We start from the raw sequence: 18,793 nt of genomic DNA, 5'->3' as shown, positions 1-18,793 counted from the left end.
GTGATGAACTCGGAAAATAACGCCTCCCGACAGGGTGATCAGCCAGATAATGAACTCGATATTCGAGGTCTTTTTTGTGCACTTTGGTCAGGAAAAAGCTGGATTATAGGGTTCGCTCTGCTTTTTGCCGTGATTGCACTGGGTGCATCTTATTTGATGCAGCCTAAATGGAGTGCGATCGCAATGACAGAGAAACCAACGATTAATAACTTAGGTAGTTATTATTCGCAATCTCAATTCTTGCGCAATCTTGATACGCAAATTAATCCAGCCGCACAAACATCTGCTTTAACTATTTCAGATGAAGCCTATCAAGAATTTATTACTCAGGTTGCTGCGTTTGATACACGTCGTGAGTTTTGGCTGCAAACGGATTATTTTAAACAGCGCAAAGAGAGTGATGAACAGGCTAATGCTGCATTATTGGATGAATTAATTAACAATATTCAATTTACGCCTGCCGATGAGAAAAAATTAGTTAATGATCAACTGAAACTTATCGCAGAAACATCAAAAGAAGCGAGCCAATTATTAAATGAGTATATTGCTTTTGCTAATAAGAGAGCGTCTACCCATCTTAATGATGAAGTGATAACAGCTTGGTCAACTCGAACTCAATCAATGAAAGCGCTAGTTAAACGTCAAGAAATGGCGGCTCAATCTGCGTATCAACGCCAAATTAACTTATTAGAGCAATCAATTAAAGTGGCTGAGAAACAAGGTATTTCTCAAAAACAGACCTCGATTGCGATTGATGAGTTACCGGATTCTAAATTGTTTCTGTTAGGTGTTCCTCTGTTGCAATCACAGCTAGAAACTTTAATCGCAACAGGTGCTGATTTTGATAGTGATTATGATCAAAATACGGCAATGTTAGCGACCCTTACTGTGGGCGCAAAATTACAAGACAACTTCCAAACTTACCGTTTTCTACGTACCCCTGAAGATCCTGTAAAACGAGATAGCCCTCGTCGTGCCTTTATGATGGTACTTTGGGGCGCTATTGGCGTTTTAGTGGGTGCAGGTGTTGCATTAGTAAGACGCAGTTCATTAAAAAATAATAATAATTAAATTTTGTCATTGATGACAATAACGAGACATCAGGTGTTTCGGCACCTGATGTTTTGAGAATAAGGGCATATTGCTTTCCCAAAAATAAGCAATATAACAATGAAAAAAAGAGAGCCACTGTGAAAGTGTTGACTGTTTTTGGCACACGCCCTGAAGCGATAAAAATGGCACCTTTAGTGCACGCTTTAGCAAATGATGATTCGTTTGAAGCGAAGGTATGTGTTACGGCCCAACATCGAGAAATGCTTGATCAGGTATTAAATCTTTTTGAGATCAAACCAGATTACGATCTCAATATTATGAAACCAGGACAAGATTTAACGGATATTACCTGTCGTATTTTAGAAGGGTTAAAACCAGTATTAGCGTCATTTCAACCTGATGTTGTTTTAGTACATGGTGATACAACAACGACCATGGCAGCAAGCTTAGCCGCATTTTATCAACGAATTCCAGTTGGTCATGTGGAAGCTGGATTACGTACTGGCAATCTTTACTCTCCTTGGCCTGAAGAGGCAAACCGCACCATTGCAGGACATCTTGCAATGTATCATTTCGCACCAACAGAAACTGCAAAATTAAATTTGGTACGTGAAGCGGTTGCGGATAAAAAGATTTTTGTCACGGGAAATACGGTAATAGATGCGTTATTTTGGGTAAGTGACAGAGTGATGGGCAATCAAACACTCTTAAATGAGCTTGCTGTACACTATCCATTTATTCAGCCTGACAAGAAAATGATCTTGGTAACAGGACATCGTCGAGAAAGCTTTGGTGGTGGTTTTGAACGGATTTGCCAAGCTTTAGCTGAAATTGCATTAGCACACCCTGATGTTGAAGTTGTTTATCCTGTTCACTTAAATCCAAATGTGAGTGAGCCTGTTCAACGTATTCTTCACGGTATTGACAACATTAAACTAATACAGCCACAAGATTATCTCCCATTTGTTTATCTAATGAACCATGCTTACCTTATTCTGACCGACTCTGGTGGAATACAAGAAGAAGCCCCTTCATTAGGTAAGCCAGTTCTGGTAATGAGAGACACGACAGAGCGCCCAGAAGCTGTTGAAGCTGGCTCTGTTCGTTTAGTGGGAACAGATACTAAACGTATTGTTAGCGAAGTAACCTCTTTATTGACAGACGAAAACGCGTATCACCAAATGAGTAAGGCGACAAACCCTTATGGTGATGGACATGCCTGCCAACGTATTCTTGAAGCATTGAAAAAAAATCAGGTGACATTATGAGTTTTGAAACTATTTCTGTTATCGGCCTCGGCTACATTGGTTTACCTACAGCGGCAGCTTTTGCCTCTCGTAAAAAAAGCGTCATTGGTGTTGATGTTAATCAGCATGCTGTTGATACAATTAATAAAGGTCAAATTCACATTGTTGAGCCTGATCTCGATAAAGTCGTTAAACAAGCGGTTGAAGAAGGCCATTTAAAAGCCTATACCACGCCACAGCCAGCAGATGCTTTCCTTATTGCAGTACCAACACCGTTTAAAGGTGAACATGAGCCTGATTTGGCTTATGTTGAATCGGCGGCTCGTTCTATCGCACCTGTACTGAAAAAAGGTGATCTTATTATTCTAGAATCGACGTCACCTGTTGGTTCTACTGAACAAATGGCACAGTGGTTAGCTGAAGCTCGTCCAGATTTAACGTTTCCTCATCAAGACGGTGAAGAAGCAGATATTGATATTGCTTATTGTCCTGAGCGTGTATTACCAGGCCAAGTTATGATTGAGCTTATTCGCAATGACCGAGTTGTTGGTGGAATGAACCGTAAATCCTCCGAGCGTGCGAGTGAGTTATACAAAATTTTCCTTGAGGGTGAATGTGTTATCACCAATGCGCGTACCGCAGAAATGTGTAAGCTAACGGAAAACAGCTTCCGTGATGTGAATATTGCATTCGCTAACGAATTATCGCTGATCTGCGCTGAGCAAGATATTAATGTGTGGGAACTAATTAGCTTGGCGAACCGCCATCCTCGCGTCAATATTTTACAACCAGGCCCAGGCGTTGGTGGACACTGTATCGCAGTTGACCCTTGGTTTATCGTGTCACAAAATCCAAAACAATCCCGCTTAATTCACACTGCGCGTTTAGTCAATGATGGCAAACCTGTGTGGGTTATCGATCAAGTTAAAGCTGCAGTTGCAGATTGCCTGACTGAAACAGGTAAACGTGCAAACGAAATTAAGATTGCCTGTTTTGGTTTAGCTTTTAAACCTAACATTGATGATTTACGTGAAAGCCCTGCGATGAATATCACTAAACAAATCGCAGATTGGCACAGTGGTACGACATTAGCCGTTGAGCCAAATATTCATGAGCTACCAACAAAACTGAAAGGGATCACAGAGTTAGTATCAACAGAACAAGCATTAAAAGATGCTGATATTGTCTTAATGCTTGTTGATCACCAACAATTTAAAGCGATCCCGGGTAGTAAAGTGACTCAAAAATGGATTGTAGATACTAAAGGAGTATGGCGTTGAAACGCATTCTAGTGACAGGTGGAGCCGGTTTTATCGGCTCTGCTGTTGTTCGACATATTATTGAAAACACCAATGACAGCGTTGTTGTGGTGGATAAGCTGACTTATGCTGGTAATTTAGAGTCATTAGCAACTGTTGCTGACAGTGAACGCTATGCCTTTGAGCAAGTCGATATCTGTGATAGCGCTGAGCTTGATCGCTTATTTGCTCAATATCAGCCAGATGTTGTGATGCATTTAGCGGCTGAAAGCCATGTTGACCGCTCTATCGATGGTCCTGCTGCGTTTATTGAAACCAATATTGTGGGGACTTACACCTTATTGGAAGCGGCTCGCCGCTTTTGGCAAGCACTGCCTGAAGGGAAGAAAACAGCGTTCCGATTCCACCATATCTCAACAGATGAAGTGTATGGCGATTTAGAAGGTACAGATGATTTCTTTACTGAAACTACACCTTATGCACCAAGTAGCCCATATTCAGCGTCAAAAGCTTCAAGTGACCATTTAGTTCGAGCTTGGCTACGCACCTACGGTTTACCCACCGTGATCACGAACTGCTCAAATAACTATGGCCCTTATCATTTCCCTGAAAAGTTAATCCCATTAATTATTCTAAATGCGATTTCAGGAAAACCATTACCTGTTTATGGTAAAGGTGAGCAGATCCGTGATTGGCTCTATGTTGAAGATCATGCTCGCGCCCTCTATTTAGTCGCAACAACAGCAACACCGGGTAAAACCTACAATATTGGTGGACACAATGAGCGTCGCAATATTGATGTTGTTAAAACGATTTGTGCACTATTAGAAGAGTTATATCCAGCAAAACCAGAAGGTGTTGCTCAATATGTCGATCTCATCACTTATGTGAAAGACAGACCCGGTCATGACCTGCGCTACGCGATTGATGCGGCAAAAATTGAAGCCGAATTAGGCTGGAAACCCGCAGAGACATTTGAATCAGGCATTCGTAAAACAGTTTTGTGGTACTTAAATAACGAAACATGGTGGAAACGTGTGTTAGATGGCTCTTATGCAGGCGAACGTCTAGGGCTTGGAAACTGATTAAGTAAAAGGATAAATGATGAAAGGTATTATTCTAGCGGGTGGCTCTGGTACACGACTGCATCCGATAACCAAAGGGGTATCGAAGCAGTTATTGCCTATCTATGATAAGCCCATGATCTATTATCCGCTTTCAGTTCTAATGCTTGCCGGTATTCGGGATATTTTGATCATCACAACACCCGATGATATGACTTCATTTCAGCGCTTATTGGGTGATGGCTCTGCATTTGGTGTTCATCTTCAATATAAAATACAGCCATCGCCAGATGGCTTAGCTCAAGCGTTTATTTTAGGTGAAGAATTTATTGGCGATGATCATTGCTGTTTAGTGTTAGGCGATAATATCTATTTTGGTCAAGGGTTTAGTCCAAAACTAAAACAAGTTGCTCAACGTGAACGGGGAGCAACAGTTTTTGGTTATCAAGTCATGGATCCTGAACGATTTGGTGTTGTTGAATTTGATGATGATTTCAAAGTACTGTCGATTGAAGAAAAACCAGAACAACCTAAATCTAATTGGGCTGTAACAGGACTTTATTTCTACGATAACCGTGTGGTGGATTTTGCTAAAAAAGTAAAACCCTCTATTCGTGGTGAACTAGAAATTACGTCGATTAATCAGATGTATCTTGAGTGTGGTGAGCTTAATGTTGAACTGTTAGGGCGTGGTTTTGCATGGTTAGATACTGGCACTCACGACAGTTTAATTGAGGCCAGTACTTTCGTTCAAACCGTTGAAAAGCGCCAAGGATTTAAAGTGGCGTGTCTTGAAGAGATTGCTTGGCGCAATGGATGGCTCAATGATGACCAAGTAAGAGAAAGTGCAAAATCGCTGTCTAAAACGGGTTATGGTCGCTATCTATTGGATTTATTACATGTCCGTCCTCGCCAATATTAATTATCTTGAGTGGGAAAGTGAATTTTTCTCCCTCAAAACAGGGCGCCTTGAGTTTGATACACAAGCGCCCGTGTTAACAGGCGAACAGCTTGATGCTTTTGCTGTGGTTCAAGCTAAAGTCGCATCTCATGAGCTTTCTCTCATCGATAAACTCAGCCAATTAGGTTTTCAATTTGCGGAAGGCGAAATTGATTTTAAACTTTCAATTGGCATAGAAAATGCTTGTAAGAATGCGCCTGAATGCTGTTTTAGAAAAGCCAATGAAGATGATATCGATTTATTGATGGCAACAGCCTCAGAAGCTTTTGTACAAAGCCGTTTTAGAACACCTTGGTATCAAGAAGGTGATAGCAGTCGTTTTTATGCATTATGGGTTAAAAAAGCCGTACTAGGCACGTTCGATGATATCTGCTTACTGACTTATGATATTGACAATAACATGAGTGGTTTCGTCACTTTACGTCGTCTATCTGAAAGTGAAGCAAGAGTGGGATTATTTGCGGTAATGCCCAATAGAACAGGACAAGGCATTGGTAAACAACTGATGTCGGCCGCGAAGTTTTGGTGTCAACAGCAAGGTATTTCAACCCTATATGTTGCAACACAAATCAGCAATATTGCAGCTTCGCGTTTATACACACACAGTGGGGGCTTAATAGAGAGCACCACTTATTGGTTATACAGGGGATAATATGATTCCGTTTAATAAACCACCCGTTGTCGGCACCGAATTAGAATATATGAAACAGGCCATGGAAAGTGGCAAGCTCTGTGGCGATGGCAATTTCACAAAAAAATGTGAAAAGTGGTTAGAAGAACAATTTCATTGTCATAAAACGCTGTTAACGCCATCTTGTACTGCATCGCTTGAAATGGCTGCTATCTTATTAGATATCAAGTCAGGCGATGAAGTCATTATGCCGAGTTTTACCTTTGTTTCGACCTCTAATGCGTTTGTATTACGTGGAGCAACGATTGTTTTTGTTGATATCCGTCCAGATACCATGAATATCGATGAAACAAAAATTGAAGCGGCGATTACAGAAAAAACTCGTGCTATCGTGCCTGTTCATTATGCAGGTGTTGCCTGTGAAATGGATACCATTATGGCGATTGCGAAAAGACATAACCTGTTCGTGATTGAAGATGCGGCACAAGGTGTTATGTCAACTTACAAGGGTAAGGCTCTTGGTACGATTGGTCATATTGGTTGTTATAGTTTCCATGAAACTAAAAATTACTCATCAGGCGGTGAGGGCGGTGCAACGTTAATTAACGATCCTGATTTAATCAATCGCGCAGAAGTTATTCGTGAAAAAGGCACTAACCGTAGCCAATTTTTCCGTGGCCAAGTAGATAAATACACTTGGCGTGATATTGGTTCTAGCTACTTAATGTCAGATTTACAAGCAGCCTACCTGTGGGCTCAACTTGAAGAAGCCGAAAAAATTAATGAGCGTCGTTTAGCATTTTGGCAGATTTACTATGATGCATTAACGCCATTAGCGGAAAAAGGCTTATTAGCGCTGCCAATCGTTCCTGAAGGGTTAGAACACAATGCGCATATGTTCTATATCAAACTGAAAAATATTGAGCAACGTAGTGCGTTTAATGACTATATGAAAGCGCATGGTGTCTTAACGGTATTCCACTATGTGTCACTACATACCAGTCCAGCAGGTATGAAATTTGGTCGTTTTGATGGTGAAGATATTTTCACTACACAAGAAAGTGAGCGTTTAGTGCGTTTACCTATGTTCTACAATATGACAGAAGAAGAGCAGCAGACTGTTATTGGCCACATTCGCGATTTCTTTGCTTAATTATGTCATTAGCCAAAGCATCAATTTGGACAGCGGGATCAACCCTGATAAAAATCGGGGCTGGTCTGCTTGTCGTTAAGTTACTTGCAGTCTCTTTTGGTCCAACAGGAGTCGGGTTAGCGGGTAACTTTCGTCAATTAATTACCGTACTCGGCGTCTTGTCTGGTGCGGGCATTTTTAATGGTGTGACGAAATTAATCGCACAATATCAAGATGATGATATTCAACGTAAAAAAGTGTTGGGTACTTCATCATCCATGATTTTGCTATTTTCCACACTATTGGCTATTTTATTTCTTCTTTTTTCTGCCCCCATTAGCCAAATGTTATTTGGTGATAATTATCATCAATATCAGGATATTGTAAGAGCCGTTGCTTTTATTCAAATGGGGATAGCATATAGCAACTATTTTCTTGCCATATTAAAAGGTTATCGTGACGCAGCAGGTAATGCCTTATCTGTGATTGCAGGCAGCATTATTGGTGTTGTTGCTTATTATTTGTGCTATTTGTTTGCGGGTTATCACGGTGCATTGATTGGATTAGCATTAGTTCCAGCACTTATTTTATTTCCTGCTACATTTTTAGTAGTCAAGCGTAAACGCTTCGCTTTCAGTGAGCTTAAACCTCATTGGGATAAGGCGATAGCAAGTCATCTTGGTAAGTTTACCATTATGGCAATACTGACCTCGATTACATTACCCGTCGCTTATATCATGATGCGTAATTTACTTGCTGAGCACTATAGTTGGGAAGACGTAGGGATTTGGCAAGGGGTGACCAGTATTTCAGATGCTTATTTGCAGTTTATTACCGCATCGTTCTCAGTTTATTTACTGCCAACACTCTCCCGATTAACGCAAAAGAGTGATATTACCAAAGAGATTGTTAAGTCACTGAAGTTTGTATTACCCGTGGTAGCGGTTGCAAGTTTTATGGTGTGGTTATTACGTGATTTCGCGATCTGGTTACTGTTTTCAGATAAATTTGTCGCTATGCGTGATTTATTCGCATGGCAACTTGTCGGTGATGTTTTAAAGGTAGGCGCTTATGTCTTTGGTTATCTCATCATTGCAAAAGCGGCACTGCGTTTTTATATCCTTACAGAAGTCAGTCAATTTGCCTTATTAACGCTATTTTCGCGTTGGCTTATTCCTGAACATGGCGCACTAGGTGCCGCTCAAGCCTATATGGCAACGTACATTATTTACTTCCTTCTCTGTAGTTCCGTTTTCGTGATTTATTGCAGGCGCAAATGACAACTTTGATTTACGTACTAGGTTCAGACATTGTGCATCATAACAACACAATGTTACGTTTTTTTAACGACCACCTCGTGACTGAGGCGGGGTTAATGTATAAACCTCGTTTTATCGTTGCCAGTAAAAATACTTCACTGCAAGAAAGCTATCCAGCTTTAGATATTGAGTGTTTAGTCGATAAAAAGCAGGTTGCACAGAGAGTGGTCACATTGGCAAAAGCCGATACTCACCAACGATTCCTTTTTTTAGGCCAGTTTAATGCACCTATTTGGTTGGCATTATTAACAGGCAAAATTAAACGTCATCAATTTTGGTGGCATATTTGGGGTGCTGATTTGTATCAGGATTCTAAACAGCTAAAATTTAGACTTTTCTATCTTCTTCGTAAACTCGCTCAAAAACGCGTGGGGCGAGTATTTGGTACACGAGGTGATCTTAACTACTTCGCGCAATTTAACGTTAATATTCCTGCCAATTTACTCTATTTTCCAACAAGAATGGATCCTGCGCTTACGGTGACAGAAAAAGCGCCTATTGATGAAAAACAACTTACCATTATTGTGGGTAATTCAGGGGATAGCTCGAATCGCCACATTGAAGCGTTACAGGCAATTGCAGAGCAATATGGAACACGTGCAAAAGTGATTATTCCAATGGGATATCCTGAAAACAATCGCGTTTATATTGATGAAGTCGCTCAAGCCGCTAGCCAGTTGCTTCCCTATAATCAGGTTGAAATATTACGTGATAAATTGGTATTTGATGATTATCTAGCGTTATTGAAAACATGTGATTTAGGTTATTTTATTTTTCATCGACAACAAGGTATTGGCACCCTTTGTCTGCTGATTCAATTTGCGATCCCTTTTGTTATTAGCCGTCAAAACCCGTTTTGGCAAGATTTAACAGAACAGAATGTTCCAGTCTTTTTCTCAGGTGATAAATTAGATGTTGCGCTAATTGAAGAGGCTAAACGTCAATTGTTGATACTTGATCGCCAAAATATTGCCTTCTTTGCGCCTAATTTTACGGACGGTTGGAAAGCGTTAATTGAGATGAGTACAGGAGAGCCGCAATGACATTGGCGGAACTGGGTGGCTTAACACTTGTTTATTTTATCTCTTTAAGTTTTATCTTATTACTGACTTATCAAGAGTTTCGTCGAGTTCGTTTTAATTTTAATGTTTTTTTCTCAATGCTCTATCTGCTGACTTTCTATTTTGGCTTTCCACTAACTTGTATGTTGGTATTCCAATTTGATGTCGCAGTTGTACCCGTTGACTCATTATTATACGCACTATTAGCCTCTACCAGCTTCTATGCCATTTATTATGTAACTTATAAGGTAAGACTGAGAAAATCGGTTGACGGCCCTTCTAGGTCGTTATTTACGATGAATAGAGTAGAAACCAACCTCACTTGGATTTTATTGGCATTAATTGCCTTTGTAACTGTGGGTATTTTCTTCCTACAAAATGGTTTTTTACTTTTTAAGCTCAAAACATATAGCCAAATTTTTTCAAGCCAAGTATCGGGTGTGGCGCTTAAGCGCTTTTTCTATTTCTTTATTCCCGCCATGCTGGTGGTCTATTTCTTAAAACCGACTCAACAGCGCTGGATCTTCTTCCTTTGTGCAACGGTGGGTTTTGGGATCTTAACTTACATTATCGTGGGAGGAACCCGCGCTAATATCATCATCGCTTTCGCGCTGTTTTTGTTTATCGGTATTGTTCGCGGCTGGATAACCTTATGGATGCTGGTTGCAGCAGGAGTGATGAGTATTGTTGGCATGTTTTGGCTGGCATTAAAACGTTATGGGCTTGATGTCAGTGGTGCCGAGGCATTCTATACTTTCTTGTATCTCACTCGCGATACGTTCTCTCCTTGGGAAAATCTAGCATTGTTACTTAATAATTATGACAAGATTGAGTTTCAAGGGCTTGCGCCAATCGTTCGTGATTTCTATGTCTTTATTCCTTCTTGGGTATGGCCAGAACGCCCTGATGTTGTGCTGAACTCGGCAAATTACTTTACATGGGAAGTGCTTAATTACCACGCGGGGCTTGCCATTTCACCGACCTTAATTGGCTCATTAGTTGTAATGGGAGGCATTGCCTTTATCCCATTAGGTGCAATTGTTGTAGGACTGATTATTAAGTGGTTTGATTGGCTATATCAGCAAGGGCTCAATGAAAGCAATCGTTATAAATCGGCTATTTTGCAAGCGTTCTGCTTTGGGGCTATTTTTAATATGATTGTTTTGGCGCGGGAAGGTGTTGATTCTTTCGTTTCTCGCGTTGTGTTTTTCTGTTTAATTTTTGGTTTATGTTTGGTGGCCGCCAAACTGCTTTATTGGCTATTTGAAAGTGCGGGATTAGTGCGTAATTACGTAACCCGCCAAATACAAAGTGAACTTCGTTGTTTAGAGAAAAAGGAAAAGTAATGGGATCCAATTCAATTCCGAAGTATTCAATCCGTGGACATAATATCTGGGGATTTCGCGATATGGCTCATTTTCTGGATTATCTCTATGAAGGAGCACAAATAAAAAGCGGCTCTTTGATTGCCATTAATGCAGAAAAAATTCTCACGGCAGAAACAGACTCAGCACTCAATGAGCTACTCAATGAAGCGGATTATCTTTATGCAGACGGTATCAGTGTCGTGCGAGGTATTCGTCGCAAGTATCCTGATGCAAATGTTTCTCGTATTGCAGGTGCAGATTTATGGGAAGCATTAATGGAAAGGGCTGGTAAAGAGGGAACGCCGGTCTTTCTTGTCGGTGGTAAACCTGAAATTCTTTCTCAAACCGAAAATAAGCTTAAAGCACAGTGGAACGTAAATATTGTGGGGAGTCAGAACGGTTACTTCACACCACAAGATAGAGAGGTGTTATTTGAGCGTATAAAGGCCTCTGGTGCGAAGATAGTGACTATTGCCATGGGATCACCGAAGCAAGAGCTATTTATTCGTGCATGTCGTGAAATTTATCCTGATGCTTTATATATGGGCGTTGGCGGAACTTATGACGTATTTACAGGTCATGTTAAAAGAGCACCGAAAGCATGGCAGAACCTTGGCTTAGAATGGTTATATCGTTTGTTATCACAACCAAGCCGAATTAAGCGTCAATTTAAGCTACTAAAATTCGTCGGGTATTATTATTCCAATAAATTGTAGTCGTAATAGCGTCTTTTTTTGTTAGATGGAGCTGATTAAATAATTTATTCATGCTTTTATCTAGCATCTTGGTTGTTTAATTATTATACTGACGGGGCGTTTAGTGTGTAAAAGCGCTCCATTTATCGACGAAATGCACAAACTATCGTCAAACAAACTTTTTTTTTCAAAAAGCACTAGACAGACAGAGCGTAAATCCGTACTATCCTCTCCCGCAACGGCGTGAAGCGCCCGTAGCTCAGCTGGATAGAGCGCTGCCCTCCGGAGGCAGAGGTCTCAGGTTCGAATCCTGTCGGGCGCGCCATTAAAGCGTGCTAAGAGTTACGGTGAAGAACGTTGTTGTAAGAAGTAATAAGATAGCTGTTATGGTGGCTATAGCTCAGTTGGTAGAGCCCTGGATTGTGATTCCAGTTGTCGTGGGTTCGAGTCCCATTAGCCACCCCATCTTATCTTAGTTATTGTTTATGCGAGGGTGGCGGAATTGGTAGACGCGCTAGCTTCAGGTGTTAGTGTCCTAACGGACGTGGGGGTTCAAGTCCCCCCCTTCGCACCAATAAACAAGATAAGAGCAGTGATGCAGACGGCGAGTAGCGCAGCCTGGTAGCGCAACTGGTTTGGGACCAGTGGGTCGGAGGTTCGAATCCTCTCTCGCCGACCAATAAGAAAAAGCCTCGATTATATCGAGGCTTTTTCGTATCTACGATTTAGCTTTTTAAAACCCGCCATACTTTTTCTACATCTACATCTACATCTACATCTACATCTACATCTACATCTACATCTACATCTACATCTTACATCTACAATTTATGTTTTTTATTTCGTGTTATGTGTTTCAGATAAGAAAACTAAAATGATGCTTTTAACAGAAATATCGTTCTTATCACTTAAGAGTTATTAATAATTTAATTTATTGCTGAATTTTAATCTTCAAAAAAAGATGAATTAAATACATAAAATAATAGATAGTAATTATATGAAATATAAGTCTTTTATTTTATTTGTCGGCAAATGCCAACACTCGCTACTTTGGGTGTCTCCAATAGGAGACATGTAATACATTGATTTTATAGGGTTAAATATTGGTTGTGTTTTTCTTGTCGTGAAAAAGAGACGTATATCAGACACTATATTTTCTTTTTCTACTTAGCAATAGCGTGTTGGAAGTACAGGTCGTCGCTTATTTATCATTGAAAATGAGTAGAGTCAGAAAGGAAAACTAGAATTCAATAAGTTACCTTACTTTTTTAGGGATAGGGGATATTTTTAATAAAAAATGAAAAATTGGCACGCTAAATGCTTTATGTATATTGTAGATGCTCATTCCACTCCTTATGACAGCATATGACTTCATAAACCTAGGAATGATGCAGAGCCGATTATTCGGTGCCTACGTCCACGTTAACGATGAACATCATTCATCATCAACAGGACGAAACGTTGAGTGAGGCACCATCCGTCTGTAGACCTGATTGTATATTTATGCGCCTGTATAGTTTTATACAGGCGTTTTTTTATATACCAACCACACATCCATTTTGTATTCACTGCATTAACACGCTATTATCCAGTGCAAGGGGAGATTGGGGATAGCATCAATATGATAAATAAGCAAAAAGCATATCTTGCACAAGAAAAACTCTTTCTTATAGAGAAGTTTGGCCCATTATTGTTTTTTTTGATCCCTCTTATCATGCTCATTATAGGTGGCAAATCATGGGCTAAATATGTGGTTTTTCTTTGTCAGGGGATCGCACTGATTTATATCGTCGTGTTTTATCAAGCGAAAAAACATTATTTGGCATTTAAGCAAGAAAATGAGAAGGGAATACCCACTCGCTTTTATCGTATCGCTTGGGTGTATGTGTTTTTGACTCTATGTGTAGAAGTGGTGTTGTTATTTCAACGAGGCTTTTAAATCACATAAAAAAACCCTCAATAAAGAGGGTTTTTAGATCAGTTAATTAAACGATTTATGATCACGTTCTCATCGAATGTGTTTATTTACTTTTTTTAGGCTCTTCAAAAATGACAGAGTCTTTTTTCAGTGTCATTAATAAAGCATCTTTACGCACTTTCGCCGACTCTTCAGATTTTTTCTGTTTATCTAATGCATCAGCAAGCCACGCAAAATCATGAACATCAGGGCGTTGTTTTAATGCATTACGAAAAGCCTCTTCAGCTTGACCCCATTGCCCTTGTTGCATTGCTATCTGACCTAATGTGCTATTGAGTAATGGTGTTGGCCCATGCTGTTTAATTAATGAATTGAGTACTTTCAAAATCACACTGGCATCTGTATTTTTTAAACGAGGTAATAGTAGGATCAAACGCTCGTCATATTGGCGTTTAATGCCGTCTAAGATGATCGTTTGAGCGCTATCAGGATCGTTGCATTCAATAAGGTGTTCAGCTAAAACAACACGTAATGCATTATCGTGATGCACTTTACGAGGCTGCGCTTTCCACCAATTTTTCAGTCCATCACAGCCATTTTCGGACATCTTCTGCCCCATAATGCCAATGTAGGCTTTTTGGCGTAATTGAGCGAGTTCATCATCCGTGTGTAATGCAATTTTTTGCATGGAAGGAATGATATCAAGCAATGCTTGCCAAGCAGCGGTTCGGGTATAAGCCGTTTCAGCTAAACGTAAAACCTCAGGATGGCGAGGTGCTTGATTTAATAATTCATCAACGCCAGTACGCGCCGCATGATTTTCATTTTGCGCCAATAAAATACGCACCCGTGTAATATCAACTGGAAGTTGATTGGTATCGGCAAGCTCAGCTGCGCGTTCAAGGTGTTGCTGAACTCGGAATTCATCACCGCGCTGTTGTGCTGCTTCTGCTGCTAATAGGTAGTTTACAACTGGCTGTTCAGCATAGTCTGCATTGCGACTCATCAGTTTTTCAACTTCTTTAAAATCACCTTCCGCTAATTTCATTAATGCCATACTGGTTTGTTTGCGCGCACGATTACGTTTACGGAAAGAAAACCAACTATAGGCTTTTGAACCTGTACCAATAAAGCGGCGATAACTCCAACCAATCAGTAGTAGTGCTAATTGTAGCAAAACAAACATAATGACCAAGCTGGTTACACTGGTTTCAATATCCCAATCATCAGTTTGTATAAGCACATAACCTTGATGGCCTGCCAATAGTGGGCCAAAAATGATACCCGCAATAAGCACCACAAAAAGGAGCAGTATTTTTAACATAAGCTTATTCTCCTCGTGGTGTTACTGGTGCATCAACTGCTGTGCTATCAGCTGCGGCATCTTGTACGCTTTCTGATGCGTTATGTTCAGCTTCTACAGCTTGGGCATCTTGGGCTTCAACAGCTTGTGTTTCAGCAATTTTTGGCTCTGCATACTCATTTTGTGCCAGTAAATTGCGGATTTGCTTTTCTACTCGTTTTTCTAGCAAGGTCGGGCTCTTCAATTCTGATGGTATTGCAAGCGTAATAGGTTGTTTCTCTAATTCAGATACCGTATCTAAAAATGCGGTTGTACTTGGATCAGAGGTATCAAAATAAGCACGAACCCAGGTGGATACTGCCTCAAGCGATTGCTGGTAGATCTCAGTTTGATGGCGAGGAACAGCTTGGGAAGCAATTAATAAACGTGAACGAATATTCTCACGTAAATAGATATCTTGGTTTGGCGCTAATAAAGGAACGGCTGCGGTATCACGGCGACGAATAGTAATAAAATCATCCATAAAGCTTTTCCAGCTTTTGCTGAGATTCTGTTTCCAATCAGAAAGTGAACCTGAAATGGTTTCGTCGTTTTTATCCATTGGTGAGCCATTACGCTCCAAACCCGCTAAGCGGAGATTATCAATCTGATTCGCTAACTGGTTTAATTGTAAGATGGTGCCATCATTATCGATTTTAGTGAGAGCAGCTAAACTGCTGATATCTTCATTAATAGCACGGCGGATCTCAAGTAAGCTCGGATCATTCATTTCCGCTAAGCTACTATCAGCACCTTTTAGTAGACTTACTGCGGTTACGACATCTTGATCATTCCACAACTTCCGACCTGCCATTTTTACCATAAAATCAGCTTGTGCTAATAGCCAACTTTTGACATCTGCATTAGAAATAGCGGCAAAGCGTGTTTGTAGATCTTGGATTTGGCGCTCTGTTGTTTGGCGCTCATTTTGTAACTTATCAATAGTCTGTTTTTGTGAGTTAAACATGCTATCAATATTGTCAAAGCGTTGTTGATAAGTGTTTTGGAGCTGTTGTAATTGGGTAAGCTCAGATTTGAGTGATTGATTTTCTACACTCAGCTTTGATGCTTGTTGATTGGTGTAATAGTAAAGGCCACCACCGATTGCCAAAATAACAAGAATAGCAACAGCACTTCCAATTAGGCCTGAGCGCTTGTTATTAACAGGTTTGACTTCCTGATAGCGGACATTCTCATCAGCTTTAACTGCATCTTTTGGCAAGTCATTATCATTTGTATTTTTCTGTTCCGTCATATCGGCGTCTCATTTAGGTTCTATATTAATGCATGAAATAAAGCATCATTATTGGCACTTTCAGCAACGGTGATAGTTTCCCACCCTAATGTTTTTGCTATTGTTGCTAATCGTTCACTGACCACAATTAAATGGCAGTTTAACAGCCATGCTTTTTTAGATTCAGCGACTAGATCAAACAGTTGTTGTAACATTTCACCGCTAGTGACAACAAGCGTATCAACCTGTGCTTTTTCCCATTGAAGCGCAAATTCTTCAGGGGAATAATTAATAAATAGGCGTTGGTAACATTCGCATTCATCAACAATTGCGCCTCGTTGACTCAATGTTTTTGCGAGTAAGTCACGACCACCGTTACCTCTAAGTAGTAATATTCGCTTGTTTTTCACCTGATTAAGCGCAGGAAGGTTAAGAAGATCCTCACTGGTTTCTCCTTGCTCAGGGTAGCAAATTGGAAGGCTACTTAAATGTTGGAAATCTTTCGCTGTGCTTTTACCTATTCCATAATAGGATAGCGTATCTGGCCATGATTGTTGTAATTGATTTAGCTGCCAGTTTGCGTATGACACCGCATTTTTGGAAAGTAAAAATACACAATCACCCGCCTTTAATCCTTTTAGTTTAGCATCTAATAAAGGGAGTTCACGACCTGCGGTGATCTCGATTAAAGGTGCTTGAAAAGCTGTTTTACCCGCATCAATTAAACGCTGGGTTAATGCTTTTCCTGCTGGGTTGGGGCGAGTAACTAAAATACTCATGCAGGTGTGCTACCTTGATACACTGCCGTTAAAATAGCTCTTGCACCTTTATCTAAAAGCTCTTCAGCCAATGAGATGCCTGCGGTTTCAGCGTTTTCAGGCGTCACTAAACGTTCACCTCGTAAAATAGTTTCACCATCAGGTGAACCGACTAAAGCCCGCAACCAAATTTTGTCATCTTGCCAAATAGCGTAGCTTCCAATTGGAACCTGGCAACCGCCTTCAAGGCGCGTATTCATTGCACGTTCTGCTTTAACACAAATTGCTGTTCGGGAATGATTGAGCGCATCTAATAGCTGGCGAGTTTCATTGTCATCTAAGCGACACTCAATTCCCACTGCGCCTTGTCCAACCGCGGGTAAAGATTGCTCAGCTGATAATGGCGTACGAATACGTTCATTAAGGCCTAGGCGTTTTAAGCCTGCAACAGCAAGAATAATAGCATCGTAATCGCCGTTATCTAATTTACTTAAGCGAGTGCCTACATTACCTCGTAAATCACGAATAATCAGATCAGGGCGTTGTGCTTTTAATTGACATTGGCGACGTAAACTTGATGTGCCTACAATACTACCCGCAGGAAGTTCTTCTAACGCATTATAATGATTAGAAACAAAGGCATCACGAGGATCTTCACGTTCACAAATAGTAACTAATCCTAAGCCTTCGGGGAAATCAATAGGAACATCTTTCATAGAGTGCACAGCAATATCTGCACGTGATTCAAGTAGAGCAAGTTCTAATTCTTTTACGAATAGCCCTTTGCCACCCACTTTAGCTAAAGGTGTATCTAGGATGATGTCACCTTTAGTGACCATCGGTACTAATTCGACGACTAAACCTGGATGAGTAAGTTGCAGTTGTTCTTTCACATAAAGCGCCTGCCACATAGCGAGAGGACTTTGGCGGGTAGCAATACGGATGGTACTTTTTGACATAATAGTATTATCTCTTCCGAGCGATTAGCGATATTTTTGTTTAGAAATAAGCCATTGTTTTAACACTTTAAGGCCCAATTTTCCAGTTAAGGCGCTTTGTATCGTAATAACAATGAAAGAAATGAGGTCATCATCGAAAAAGAAAAAAAGAAAAAGGAAATAAAAAATAAGTAATTTATTAATGGATACTATTGGGTTTAGTTATTTTTAGAATTTTATTCTTTTTATATCTATATTAAAAGTGTGGTTATTAACAAGATTAAAACATTAGATTATATTTATTAACAAGCTATAAGCAAGAAGAGATATAAATATTATGTTTTATCTGAACATATTGATAAAACGGCTATTATTGTAAATATGCTTATCTTTCTTATTATTTTTTTAATATATAAAAACACGATAAATTTTAACAAAATTATTATTAAATAAAAGAAAGAGAAATAATAAAAATAGAGAAAAGAATTTAGTCTTAATTTAAATAAATAATTAATAAAAATTAAATATTATTTTAAATATTATTATCGCAATATTAAAAATAGAATTATTATTTTAAGTATAAAAATGAAAAACAATCAAAAAATATAAATAATTCATTATTATCAATCAGTTGTTTCTATTTCCGATTTTTTATCGCTTTTTGATGTTTTGTCAAAATTTATTTTCAGTTTCATCATTAAGTAAACAGGGATTTTTATAGGCTAAAGAGAGGATTGAGCGATTTTTTTTATCATTTTTTATGTAAGTAAAGTGATTTATCTTCATGATTCTAAGGGTATTTATTCGATAGCTT

Annotated in this window: 16 protein-coding genes and 4 tRNA genes; 16 read left to right on the top strand and 4 right to left on the bottom strand. The window is 39.7% G+C overall.

The genetic code is table 11. The annotated features are described in order from the left end of the window. Window positions 1-3 precede the first annotated feature (3 nt). From wzzE to DK861_RS07315, 16 genes are all read left to right on the top strand, one after another. Entirely contained in the window at window positions 4-1,071 is a 1,068-nt protein-coding gene (gene wzzE / locus DK861_RS07395) for an ECA polysaccharide chain length modulation protein (protein ID WP_109399702.1), read from the top strand. Window positions 1,072-1,190: 119 nt separating this feature from the next. Further along, window positions 1,191-2,321 (top strand): UDP-N-acetylglucosamine 2-epimerase (non-hydrolyzing), encoded by a 1,131-nt coding sequence (wecB, locus tag DK861_RS07390; protein WP_006535832.1) that lies wholly within the window; start codon window positions 1,191-1,193, stop codon window positions 2,319-2,321. Beyond that, a complete protein-coding gene (gene wecC, locus DK861_RS07385; RefSeq protein WP_109399701.1) occupies window positions 2,318-3,580 on the top strand; it encodes a UDP-N-acetyl-D-mannosamine dehydrogenase in 1,263 nt (420 codons plus the stop codon). The genes wecB and wecC overlap by 4 nt, the downstream gene beginning before the upstream one ends. Beyond that, the gene (gene rffG / locus DK861_RS07380; protein WP_109399716.1) at window positions 3,577-4,644 is read left to right on the top strand and encodes a dTDP-glucose 4,6-dehydratase; all 1,068 of its coding nucleotides are present in this window, start codon (window positions 3,577-3,579) and stop codon (window positions 4,642-4,644) included. The genes wecC and rffG overlap by 4 nt, the downstream gene beginning before the upstream one ends. A 19-nt stretch (window positions 4,645-4,663) precedes the next feature. Then, on the top strand, window positions 4,664-5,545 hold the full coding sequence (gene rfbA, locus DK861_RS07375) for a glucose-1-phosphate thymidylyltransferase RfbA (protein ID WP_072064612.1): 882 nt from the start codon (window positions 4,664-4,666) through the stop codon (window positions 5,543-5,545). Further along, window positions 5,523-6,236 carry a dTDP-4-amino-4,6-dideoxy-D-galactose acyltransferase gene (rffC, locus tag DK861_RS07370; RefSeq protein ID WP_109399700.1) on the top strand — a complete coding sequence of 238 codons (714 nt, stop codon included), beginning with the start codon at window positions 5,523-5,525 and terminating at the stop codon, window positions 6,234-6,236. Before rfbA ends, rffC begins: the two co-directional genes overlap by 23 nt. Before the next feature lies 1 nt (window position 6,237). Next, on the top strand, window positions 6,238-7,368 hold the full coding sequence (gene rffA, locus DK861_RS07365) for a dTDP-4-amino-4,6-dideoxygalactose transaminase (protein WP_109399699.1): 1,131 nt from the start codon (window positions 6,238-6,240) through the stop codon (window positions 7,366-7,368). Between the two features lie 2 nt (window positions 7,369-7,370). Further along, window positions 7,371-8,627 (top strand): lipid III flippase WzxE, encoded by a 1,257-nt coding sequence (gene wzxE / locus DK861_RS07360; protein WP_109399698.1) that lies wholly within the window; start codon window positions 7,371-7,373, stop codon window positions 8,625-8,627. Further along, window positions 8,624-9,709 (top strand): TDP-N-acetylfucosamine:lipid II N-acetylfucosaminyltransferase, encoded by a 1,086-nt coding sequence (locus DK861_RS07355; RefSeq protein ID WP_109399697.1) that lies wholly within the window; start codon window positions 8,624-8,626, stop codon window positions 9,707-9,709. Before wzxE ends, DK861_RS07355 begins: the two co-directional genes overlap by 4 nt. Then, entirely contained in the window at window positions 9,706-11,073 is a 1,368-nt protein-coding gene (gene wzyE / locus DK861_RS07350; protein WP_109399696.1) for an ECA oligosaccharide polymerase, read from the top strand. The genes DK861_RS07355 and wzyE overlap by 4 nt, the downstream gene beginning before the upstream one ends. Continuing rightward, window positions 11,073-11,810, top strand: coding sequence for a lipopolysaccharide N-acetylmannosaminouronosyltransferase (gene wecG / locus DK861_RS07345; protein ID WP_109399695.1), 738 nt, complete (start codon window positions 11,073-11,075; stop codon window positions 11,808-11,810). The genes wzyE and wecG overlap by 1 nt, the downstream gene beginning before the upstream one ends. Before the next feature lie 227 nt (window positions 11,811-12,037). Beyond that, window positions 12,038-12,114, top strand: a tRNA-Arg gene (locus DK861_RS07340). Window positions 12,115-12,178: 64 nt separating this feature from the next. Continuing rightward, window positions 12,179-12,254 (top strand) — tRNA-His (locus DK861_RS07335). Window positions 12,255-12,276: 22 nt separating this feature from the next. Then, window positions 12,277-12,363: transfer RNA gene (locus tag DK861_RS07330), tRNA-Leu, on the top strand. A gap of 28 nt (window positions 12,364-12,391) precedes the next feature. Continuing rightward, window positions 12,392-12,468: transfer RNA gene (locus DK861_RS07325), tRNA-Pro, on the top strand. Window positions 12,469-13,410: 942 nt separating this feature from the next. Next, on the top strand, window positions 13,411-13,728 hold the full coding sequence (locus DK861_RS07315) for a hypothetical protein (protein WP_109399694.1): 318 nt from the start codon (window positions 13,411-13,413) through the stop codon (window positions 13,726-13,728). Between the two features lie 82 nt (window positions 13,729-13,810). Here the strand turns inward: DK861_RS07315 and hemY are convergent, their stop codons facing one another. From hemY to hemC, 4 genes are read right to left on the bottom strand one after another with little or no spacing between them, the layout of a single operon-like run. Continuing rightward, complete coding sequence (hemY, locus tag DK861_RS07310; protein WP_072064604.1) at window positions 13,811-15,031, bottom strand: protoheme IX biogenesis protein HemY; 1,221 nt, start codon at window positions 15,029-15,031, stop codon at window positions 13,811-13,813. Window positions 15,032-15,035: 4 nt separating this feature from the next. After that, window positions 15,036-16,304: a uroporphyrinogen-III C-methyltransferase gene (gene hemX, locus DK861_RS07305; protein WP_109399693.1), complete on the bottom strand. Its 1,269-nt coding sequence runs from the start codon at window positions 16,302-16,304 to the stop codon at window positions 15,036-15,038. 20 nt (window positions 16,305-16,324) lie between these two features. After that, window positions 16,325-17,062: a uroporphyrinogen-III synthase gene (hemD, locus tag DK861_RS07300; RefSeq protein WP_109399692.1), complete on the bottom strand. Its 738-nt coding sequence runs from the start codon at window positions 17,060-17,062 to the stop codon at window positions 16,325-16,327. After that, window positions 17,059-18,000, bottom strand: coding sequence for a hydroxymethylbilane synthase (gene hemC / locus DK861_RS07295; RefSeq protein WP_072064601.1), 942 nt, complete (start codon window positions 17,998-18,000; stop codon window positions 17,059-17,061). The genes hemD and hemC overlap by 4 nt, the downstream gene beginning before the upstream one ends. Window positions 18,001-18,793: the final 793 nt, after the last annotated feature.

The organism is Proteus sp. TJ1640 (assembly GCF_003144445.1).
In the GTDB taxonomy this organism is placed as follows: Bacteria; Pseudomonadota; Gammaproteobacteria; order Enterobacterales; family Enterobacteriaceae; genus Proteus; species Proteus penneri.
This window is presented reverse-complemented; position numbering and strand designations above follow the sequence as displayed.